The sequence below is a fragment of the Herbaspirillum aquaticum genome, assembly GCF_002213425.1.
Taxonomy (GTDB): Bacteria; Pseudomonadota; Gammaproteobacteria; order Burkholderiales; family Burkholderiaceae_D; genus Herbaspirillum; species Herbaspirillum aquaticum.
Genome location: NZ_NJGV01000013.1, coordinates 182,215 through 191,778, shown reverse-complemented (window position 1 = coordinate 191,778; position 9,564 = coordinate 182,215). Strand labels below are relative to the sequence as shown.

Here is a 9,564-nt window from a genome sequence, read left to right as displayed (position 1 = left end):
TATTTCGCTTCTTCTTTGCTTCACTCATTCTCGTCATCCCTTCCAGGACGACAGCTTAAATCAGTGTCTCAAATTCGGGGTCCACTTTAAACCTCTTGACCCAATCTCCGGATATTTCGCAGAGGAGATTCAGATTCTCAACGGGTGGATTGACAGAAATCTTGGGGCCACTATTATCACATCGCGTTGAAAGTGATTTTCAGGGAGTTGCGGTATTTAACGCACGTCACTACACAGAAGACGTGTTGTTTTATGGCGTTCCGTGGAGCTATCGCAATGTCAGAAAGTTCTTGATCTCTTTATCACCAGACTACATCCTCATTCCATACTGACACAACACGGAGGTATGTATGATCATACTAAACAATCTGAAGCTCGTTGCAACCAAGCGTCCTGACGGCTTTCCGCCAATCGTTCAACGACGTAACCGCTTGATTGCGAAAATCTGGGAGCAAACGCAACTGGCGAAAGCCCAACAAGAAAGCAAAACGTTTGCTCCCGCAGTCATCCGTTCGGTAAAAGATGTAGAGACTGGTGAACGCAAAAACGTCGAAACACCAAAACGCATTAAGCCTTGGTGGTGGACTGCCGAAAATGGCAAGCTATGCCTGAATGTGAAGTACGGCAGCAAAGTGCTGGAACTCGCAAAGGGAAAAACTACAATTGAAATTGGCACATTGAGCGACTTGGTCCCGACATTAGACGTTTTGAAAGCCGCGGTTACGGCCGGAGAACTTGATGCTCAACTTGACGCCATGAGTAATACGCTAAGGTCAGGATTTGTCCGCAAGTAAGAGTTGCGGGCTTATTTCGGGCTGGCTAGAATGCCAGCCGCATTTTTTCCTAGAATTTACGTGTCTGCGGACATTTCCAATTTCTCATCAGTATCGCCACTTCCATCCATTTTCGCTGCAAGCTCGGCAAGTCGATCTGCTACATTAGGATAGTGCTGCACCAACTTCTTGATGAGCCTGTCGCGCACGTTTTTGCGGTCATTTCCGAAATGAGCGCACTTATGGTCATTAGCGCAAATAGCAGCAACGTTCCAAATTTCGTCCGGCCCATCACAATTGCGCGGAATCACCTGATGCGCTTCCAAATAATAGCAGCCTTGTGCGGTTTCGAAACCAAGTTCACCACAGAGCTCACACCTTCCATCTGATGCGCGAAGTTTTGCTTTTCGTGCAATCTCCGGATCGCGTGTATATGTGGTTGTCAAACTCGTCTGTTTTTCGGCTTTTTTCTCACCAACATTCGGCTCAGGAGTCGGATTGTCTTGGTCTTGGGATGACACATCATTCGTGCTTAGACCTGCAACGTATGAAGCTTGCGGGTCGAAATCTGCTGGCTGTGGAATGCCGCCCATTACGACAATGCGATTGTTGACCAGATCAATATGATCAGGGTACCAAAGCTCATGATCAAGCGCTCGCTTGCTGGCATGCGATATCTCTCGAATTCCGTTTGATGTAGTCGTGCCGTCAACGATCGCTACGTGAATTGGAAGTTTTCGTAGATATGCAGTATTGATAGGTTATACACCGCATACGCCCGGTTTCTTTGTTGCTATGTCAAGGTAGCGTAATTTTCATTCGCGTAGTCCCTTGATCCATCAACAAAGCATATCTGCCCATTTTCCTCGACTAGATCTGTAAACCACTGAAAGACTTAGGACCGTCCGGTTTTCCAAAACACCAATCGAACACGGTGCCTTGCCATGGTATTCCAAGACTTGCGACTAGGTCCTTGACGTTCTATCGCTCGTTCGGTTCCAGATCTTGAAGTCTCGTCATTATTCGCAGTCCTGTGCGGCGCACGTGAACTCGTTTCTACATTTACCAAGCGTCACTTCAAGCGACGCTTGCCTTGTCGTTGTTGTTGCGATTGCGTATGACCTAGACCAGGTCGTTTTTAACATCATCGGCCATAATTATCCCACTTCGACAAAACACCCTTTGAAGACCATCAGGACCAAGGCTGATTTGGTTCGGGTCTCGCAACTTTGCCTCTACCATTGCAAGCAGGACATCGCTTTCGAGAAGGCATACCTCGCTTATGTCCGTCTCCATCTTGATTCCCCGAATCAGCTCATCGAAATCGTCTTGGAACTTACTCGATATGATGACGTAATAGAGATTACGGAGGTGCAGCCGCTTCTTCAGCTCACGGCTTTGCGTCGTGATGTATTCCCGAATTGTCCTATCGTCGGTCCCCATGCTATAGCCGTTCTGGCGTGCTTTCGCATCCCAGATAACGGCGTAAGAATAATCGCGTGAAAGCGCTAACCCATCTTGCACCCGGCCTTGCCCCTGTCCTAACAATTGAGTTTCATAGCCCAGCATCGTAAATGCAACATGCACATTTTTTTCCAAGGCTCGCGCTATGCTGATACCAGATGCTTTCGCTGCCGCTTCAAGCGCTGGATCATTCGCTGCGAGACGAGGAATAATCGCCACAATCGGGGGCACGTAGCTATCAGGAAGTTGAGTAACCGTCGATTGCGGTTGAGGCAATACCGTTGCCTGCATGTTAGCTGGTGCAGGCACCACTTCCGCTGTAACGCTGTGCTTTTGGGAGTTTAAATACCACCACACGTGCTCGACGTCGTACAGCGTGAATGGCTTCTTCGCTTCCGCTGAAAAAATTGCTTGCAATTCAATGTGCAATGCTTTGTAGACCTCATACGAATCGGCAAGGTCGTCGGCGGGTTGGAACAGGTTTAGATCGGCAAGCACCTGAACGCTGTTGGTGTAATAGACAGGCCAAACACTAGGTTGCAGGATCTGCCAGAAGTAGCTGAGAAAGAATGGCACGCTGCTCGGTTTAGGCCGAGACTGCTTGCTGCCCCCTGCTGCTTCAATGGTCTCGCCAATCCGACGTGCATAACTTGAAAAATTTCTAATCCTGCTTTTTGCGATGTCGTCATTGTCTGGAACAGCTATCGCGGCTCTCAGCTCTGCGGCAAGTTCGGCTTCGTCGACGCATCCGTTGTAGAGCAGATTGAAAAACATCTGTCCCTTTATTCCCTTAAATCCCCATAGCTCGTTTCGCTTGTTGATGCGGTCGATTTGGGTCTTAAAATCGCTGAGAGACAATGTTTCGCTCAAAAAGCTGGCGACCATTGGCGAAAGCGGTTCATTGATCAATGCCTGGCGCTTTGCGTCCAAGTCTTTGCTGGATGCGACTGGCGTCAGGCCAGTCTCGGGGTTCGGTGCCGCTGACAGGTACATATTTAAAGCTTTCAGCGCGACAGCTACTTGCTCGTCACTTAAGATTCGCATTTTCTTTGATTGTAGAGTTCTGAGGAAAATTTCATCTTGAAAAACCTGGACAAAGTAGGGGGAGTCTTTAATGAGTCACAAGGTCTCCAATCCAAGGATTGGATTCAAACCGTGCGATATCCGAATTAGATTTGACTTAACTCTATTAAACATTAGACGATTGTTCGTCCCCCGCATGAGAATAACTCTATCGTACACGCCGGCATTGGGGTTGATCCATGACATCTGCTCGAATTACTCGGTTTCTTCCGCTGACCATCTTTCGCCGCTTAACGATTCCGATTATTTGTTTGCAATCCCAAACGGTATATGAACCATTGGGATATTTCCTGCAGATGATTGCAGGTGACTTCTCTGGTCATCAAAAAACATATGCGGTTTCAGAATGGTCAAAATTCGTGATTTCTCCATACCACCGAGGAAGAAAGTCTCGTCTGCCGACACCCCCCATGTCTTCAGCGTTGTCACCACGCGCTCATGCGAGGGCGCATTTCGTGCAGTCACAATTGAGATCCGCAATATTTTTTTGTATTCCGAGTCATGCTTCATTTTTCTTTCTTCCAGCTTCTGCATAAAAGCCAGCTTGGTAAAGAGGTCGGCCAATGGGCCCGGCTTATGTGGTATCAGTACTTTCTGCGCTTCGTGCTCCTGAAACTCATTTAGATCGTTATTTTTCTTATAGACCGCTTCAGCTTCGTCATCAGCAATGACCCCGTCAAAGTCAAAGGCTACGCGCAGTTCTAGGTCTAGTTCGTCATCAAACACCATCGAGGGAAGAACCAATCCAGCAGGGTAGTTTGCATCGATAGCCTTCTGAACGTCTTCCTCATTCGCCGTTAAAAAAAGAGAGGAGTTAAAGGCAGGAACGTATTCATAGGGAGAACGCCCTGTCATGAACGCAGCACGCGATATGTCTAACCCATAGTGTCGAATAGATCTGAAAACTCGAAGTCCGGTTTCTGGAGAATTCCTTGAGAGAAGAACGACTTCGACTGGTGATTGCTTTGGGAACGCCTTATTGATGTTCAAGAAGCGCCGGATAAAAGGAAAGGCGACACCCTTTTCGAACGGCTTATCAATGTTTTCTTCTTGATGCTTTCGATAAGCCTCAGCCCCTTTATCAAGAAAAACTTGATGCGATGTAGAAAGATTAAAGAGTGCGCTAGAAGCTATTCCGATAACGAGTTTCCGCTCAATTGGATATGGCATATGCCGAGGCTCACATCTAGTTGAAATTATCTCGTCAGATTACAGCACTGGCGGTAAAGAATAAATATTGCGAGGAGGTATTTATACGATACAAAGAGATGATCGAAGGGATGGACGGCCAGAAAATGCAAGTGAAGTGAATCTCGTCATATCCAAATGGTGTTTTTGACCAAGCATCTCTCACAACTGCATCAATCTCATCAACGCTCATGTTCTCTGGTAATCCACCAATGGCGCAGTGATAGTGCAATCGCTTATCAGCGCCGTGGCCCTCTAATACAGGAATGATTGAAATAGATCGACTAAAGCGCTTCGCAGCTTTCCCAAAGAGTGCAATGTTGAGGCGCATCACGAAATAACGGAGCGTTCGCTTAGCTTCGAAATGGCTTAATTGCTCGACGACCTGTCCGCGGTCGTTTCGTAGCCGCCGATAGGATTTAAGCGTGAGGGTGACGGCGTAATTAAAGGCGTCTTTATGTTGAACCATCCATTCGATGCAAGCTTTCTGTATTCGTCTTTGATCTTCAGTCATGTCGGTATTTATTACCGGCATAAGGCTGATTTTTGACGGCATCCGAATACCGTCAAAAAACAGTTGATTCCATTCAAAGGCGAATACATCCTCTCCTGCATCAACTTTACATAGGAGAATGAGATGAGCGAGCTGGCAAATCTGAAACTGGTGACAACGAAGCGGCCGAGTGGCATGCCAACACTTGTGCAACGTCGCAACCGACTGATCGCGAAAATCTGGGAACAAGTCCAGCTCGCGAAAGCACAGCAAGACGGCAAAGTTTTCTCCCCGACGATTTTTCGCACTATCAAGAATACTGAGACAGGTACACGCAGCACAGTTGAATCGAGCAAGCGTATTCGTCCTTGGTGGTGGACAGCAGAAAACGGCAAGATTTGCATCACCGTGAAGTATGGTGCTAAAGCCGTCGAACTTGTAAAAGGCAAGAGCACCGTCGAAGTGGGTTCCTTGGAGGAACTTGTCCCCACTCTCGAAACGCTGAAAGCCGCAGTATCTGCCGGCGAGCTTGATACGCAGTTGGAAGTGATCAGCAAGTCGTTGAGCGCGGGCTTCAAGCACAGCAGCTAAATCAGCGACCGCTCATGCAAAATGCCCCTCAAAGTATCGAGGGGCATTTCTTTTCGCGTTATAGCCTATGCACGACTAAATATGCGAAGGGGGAACAAATGCGATACCGAGAACTAATCGAGCAACCAGACGCTCAGCAGTTGCAAGTAAAAGCCCAGAAAGATCAAGCCAAGCAGCAGCTTAAAAATGCTCGTCGAGCAAACGAGTTGGCGAAGGCTGCCGATTTACGGCTGAAACAACAACAGACACAAAAGACGTTAGCCAAGATTAGCAACACCCCAATTGGTTAGAACTTGAGGTTTCGTTTTGCTGCATCATGCTCTGCATTTTCATCCTTCTTTCTGCAATTCTCCTGCTCTTTTTCCAATTTCCTTGAGACTAATTCAAGGGTGTAGCTCGACTCAAGAATGTTAGCTTCAAGCCTGTCTACAGGTACACGGAACGACAGACTTCCCAGGTAGACGGAAGGCCATGAAGAACCCCATATCAATACTAGATTACCGTTCTGACCAACATTTCCCGACGTTGGCTGTCCATATTTCTGAATCAATGAGTCGGTAATATCCTTTCTGGTCAGTTTGTCAGTTCCGCCGAAACTCCCTTGCAATTTCGCGTAGTACAACTTCTTGGGAGAAGGTGCGGCATCGCAGGTGTAAAAGAGGCTAAGCGGACCGTCCTGCACCGTCGCCCCACCGACGCCGTTTTGCACGGAAGGGCCTTTCTGAGAGAAAGGTAAAAAACCTGTCCCCGACATCTGTCCCTTATTAATCAATTCTGAGACTACTGCATCTTGGGCCAACGTCTGCTTTTCCACGGCATTTTTTCCGCGCACGGCAGACACGTCACTGAAAGGAGCTTCCATTTTGAAGCCACGAATATCCAATTTCTCTACATTGGGTGTTGCGTAATAACTTGTATTTTTCCCGACTAACTCAACAATCTGCTTTTGAATTCTTTCTTGGTTAAGTCTGAATGGATCATTGATCTCTTTAATAAGGACAATTAGCCGCGCTTGAAGGACCTCCCTCTTACGCAATCGAGTAACAGAGTCCACAGCCTGAAGTTCCTGCTCCGATGCGCCAACTGCAAGATTTAGAAGACTAATTAAGCTTTTCGCTTGCTCAGCGACACCAAGCTGCTTAATCATAATCAAACCAATTTCTGCAACATCGTATGCATCAAAGGCTAGATTGTAGTCTTTGGCAGACTTGAGAATAGCTGCCTGTAGCGTTTCATCGATGCTTCCTAGCCCTTCGGGCAAAGGCAACACAATCCCCTTTTTATACAAGGTCTGTGCCAAATTCCCTCGATACAAACTGGGGAAGATGACATAGGCATATCCCTTGTCTATTCCCTCCTTCAATGCTGTGTACGACGGCCCCAGCAAAGTGGTTTCAGTATGTTCCCGTGCGGATGCGCTATTAACACCGGCCAACAACACCAATGTCAGCAACCACGCAGTTAGCTTCCTCATGAACATAGTTTCGGATTCTTTCAGCAAGCAGCCATTTACGAGCAACACGGGTTATTCCCTCGCCTCAATACATTCGAGCCAAGCCGCTACCATACTGACTAACGCACCGATTACTGCAGCACCAATACCCCATAGAATGGGCTCGAATATCTTGAGCCATATGGACTCCTTCTCCATGTTTAGCCAACGCAAGAACCCACAGAATATCCCGGCTAAAATACTTAGAAGAATGTAAGGAGTTACGACCTTGATCCATGCTGCCTTGAATCCATACTCTGTAATGTAGGCCCCAATTACGGCCTTTTTCTGAGCGTCTCGAATTGCTTTGTTCTCTTTTTCCTGCTGCCGTTTAGCGACCTTCATTTGCTCATCCAGGCGAATTCGCTCTTCTTCACGAATTCTCTGTTCCCGTTCAAAACTAGTCATGATTTTCCCTTACTAATATTTAAGAATATGTCCTTGACCCAATTACATATAATCTCGCCCGATGGATCTGAACTCTTCAATGTTCTTCTTGAGCGTTCTACATTCGTACTCATCAGACAAAAAGGCGGTATCACATAGCTGGCTAGTGAATATTGCATAATCAACGATGCGTCCAATTTTCGAGGTCTTCGTTCCCAACTCGGAATTGAATTCGACATTGATTGCATCCCGCCTTTTATCTGCAGCATCCTTATACATTTGATAATAAGCGACTCCCCTCTGCATAATCGCTCCTAATGCCCGATTTGCAGAAAGCTGCAACTTTCCAGCCGCTACAAACACCGGGTCTTTGAGATCCTTCTCGACTTCTTTCTTCCGACTAGTCTCAATCGCTGATTCACTTTTTGTCGCAACCGGTTCTGTCTGCTTGGAACATGCTGTCTGCAGTAGCGCAGCCAACAACGCGATCAAAATTGGAGCGGCCCGTAGTTTTTTACTCATTTGGCAAATGTGCTCTACGCACTTCTGATTTTTTCCCAGAAAACGTTCTGAATTCATTTCGGACAATCCTCCGGGCGCTGGGATAAGCGACATGCTCTCTATCGGAGCACTTTCTTACAACTGGGTAATTAAGACGGCTAGCAGGTTGCCCTTCCCGACTCTGTTGCCATGTCGGTCCTTTGTGACGTCATTTCGTGGGTCGTACTCACCGCGCTTGTTGCCGTACTTGTCCTTTCCCACCTGCGTTCCATCGCTCCGGATCTCAATCGTGCCGATTTTGTTGCCATTACGGTCTTTCAATACTTGCTCCGCCATATTTCCCCCTTGTCTGCGGTTAATGTCATAAGCTTGCTAATTAAGAACTATTGATTTACTCCTCATGTCAAAATAGACATCATTTGCATGTAGCAATTAAATTTAAATTCTATATGTAATTGAGAAAAAATAAAGCACTAAGTTCGTACTTAGTGCTGGATCCCATTCTAGGATTTGGCCCTGCTATTTGCCTAACAAGCTGGACTTCCGCTTTATGGAGACAATCGTTATTCTGCAAACATATAGAACAATCAGCGTGCCACTGAGATCTCCAAGAAACATCACCCCCCAGCTTGCCCAAGTCGCACTAGGATCACTACTCAACCAAAACCATATGTGATGTAGAGAGCTGCCGATGAATGCATAAAGCACTGCAGCAACTAGTAGTCGCTTGCCAGATAGCTCCCGCAAGGAAGTACCTAAGCCATATTTGCGCTCTATGAATAAGTACGAGGTATAGGGTGCCAACGCTGCAATGAGCCCGCCGACTAGCGATCGGAGGACATCGTTGGGAAAGAAATACAGGAAGCACGCTATCCACGACGCTAAAAGCAAGCCTGTAGCGCCTGCCTCTGCGAACAACAGCGTGCATAGCAACCTCACACCGGCAGGCAAGTAGATCCAATTTACCCCGGCAATGAAGGCCAGATTAGGGAACACAATCTCGTTTATAAGCAGCGTCAACAAGAAAACTACGGCCGACAATAAAGCTGCCCCCCAGAAATGGCTGATTCTTCCAATATTCATTTCGATGGTGGAGCCTCAGATGCTCCAGCGGTAAAATGTATCGTTAATCTGATGGGAATACATTATGAGCTCTAACAAAAGGAAAAAGCACATCGACATTTACGTGCGTTTTCTTGAACTCATAGACTCCATAAGGGATCTTCCGACACTAGATCCGCTCGAGGAAAAAATATTTGGACACATTACCAAAGCACTTCATGCCGATGAAGCACTTTCGGTCACTGATGTAACAAGTATTACCTCGTTGGGCTCTCCGGTCACAGTACATCATCGACTGAAATCCCTTGTCGCGAAAGGATGGATTTCGATGTCCGAGACAGAGGATGGCAGACGTAAGCAGATCAACCTGACCGAGGCAGCACAAATTCATCTAACCAAAGTGTCCCAGTGCCTGGTAAAAGCAGCGGGAAAAACGCGTTCTGGTTGATATGCCTTTTGACTTCATTCGAACGTACCCCCGGATAGTTTCCGATTGCCCCTTTCAAACTAGAAGAACGGAGCGCAAACTT

At 47.0% G+C, this 9,564-nt stretch carries 11 protein-coding genes; 4 read left to right on the top strand and 7 right to left on the bottom strand.

From position 1 onward, the window contains the following. Positions 1–350 precede the first annotated feature (350 nt). Entirely contained in the window at positions 351–794 is a 444-nt protein-coding gene (locus tag CEJ45_RS15110) for a DUF6641 family protein (RefSeq protein ID WP_088755898.1), read from the top strand. A 56-nt stretch (positions 795–850) separates the two neighbouring features. Here the strand turns inward: CEJ45_RS15110 and CEJ45_RS24580 are convergent, their stop codons facing one another. The 4 genes from CEJ45_RS24580 to CEJ45_RS24575 form a co-directional block, all read right to left on the bottom strand. Next, a complete protein-coding gene (locus CEJ45_RS24580; RefSeq protein ID WP_141107006.1) occupies positions 851–1,366 on the bottom strand; it encodes an HNH endonuclease in 516 nt (171 codons plus the stop codon). A 529-nt stretch (positions 1,367–1,895) separates the two neighbouring features. Further along, entirely contained in the window at positions 1,896–3,281 is a 1,386-nt protein-coding gene (locus CEJ45_RS15105) for a PDDEXK family nuclease (RefSeq protein WP_088755897.1), read from the bottom strand. A 282-nt stretch (positions 3,282–3,563) separates the two neighbouring features. Next, positions 3,564–4,490, bottom strand: a complete 927-nt coding sequence (locus CEJ45_RS15100) for a 5'-nucleotidase (protein WP_088755896.1) — start codon at positions 4,488–4,490, stop codon at positions 3,564–3,566. 34 nt (positions 4,491–4,524) lie between these two features. Continuing rightward, positions 4,525–5,022, bottom strand: a complete 498-nt coding sequence (locus CEJ45_RS24575; protein WP_141107005.1) for a hypothetical protein — start codon at positions 5,020–5,022, stop codon at positions 4,525–4,527. Between the two features lie 123 nt (positions 5,023–5,145). Here CEJ45_RS24575 and CEJ45_RS15095 point away from each other — a divergent pair, with 123 nt between their 5' ends. Both CEJ45_RS15095 and CEJ45_RS15090 read left to right on the top strand, forming a co-directional pair. Then, positions 5,146–5,592 carry a DUF6641 family protein gene (locus CEJ45_RS15095; protein WP_088755895.1) on the top strand — a complete coding sequence of 149 codons (447 nt, stop codon included), beginning with the start codon at positions 5,146–5,148 and terminating at the stop codon, positions 5,590–5,592. Positions 5,593–5,606: 14 nt separating this feature from the next. After that, complete coding sequence (locus CEJ45_RS15090) at positions 5,607–5,882, top strand: hypothetical protein (protein WP_088755894.1); 276 nt, start codon at positions 5,607–5,609, stop codon at positions 5,880–5,882. Here CEJ45_RS15090 and CEJ45_RS15085 read toward each other — a convergent pair. Genes CEJ45_RS15085 through CEJ45_RS15075 form a run of 3 tightly spaced genes read right to left on the bottom strand, consistent with a single transcriptional unit; the run spans position 5,879 to position 8,050 of the window. Then, on the bottom strand, positions 5,879–7,114 hold the full coding sequence (locus CEJ45_RS15085) for a hypothetical protein (protein ID WP_141107004.1): 1,236 nt from the start codon (positions 7,112–7,114) through the stop codon (positions 5,879–5,881). The genes CEJ45_RS15090 and CEJ45_RS15085 overlap by 4 nt on opposite strands. Before the next feature lie 3 nt (positions 7,115–7,117). Further along, on the bottom strand, positions 7,118–7,492 hold the full coding sequence (locus CEJ45_RS15080; protein WP_088755892.1) for a hypothetical protein: 375 nt from the start codon (positions 7,490–7,492) through the stop codon (positions 7,118–7,120). A gap of 42 nt (positions 7,493–7,534) precedes the next feature. Further along, complete coding sequence (locus CEJ45_RS15075) at positions 7,535–8,050, bottom strand: hypothetical protein (protein WP_141107003.1); 516 nt, start codon at positions 8,048–8,050, stop codon at positions 7,535–7,537. A gap of 1,069 nt (positions 8,051–9,119) precedes the next feature. Between CEJ45_RS15075 and CEJ45_RS15060 the strand changes: the two genes are divergently transcribed. Then, positions 9,120–9,482 carry a MarR family transcriptional regulator gene (locus tag CEJ45_RS15060; RefSeq protein WP_088755888.1) on the top strand — a complete coding sequence of 121 codons (363 nt, stop codon included), beginning with the start codon at positions 9,120–9,122 and terminating at the stop codon, positions 9,480–9,482. Positions 9,483–9,564 lie beyond the last annotated feature (82 nt).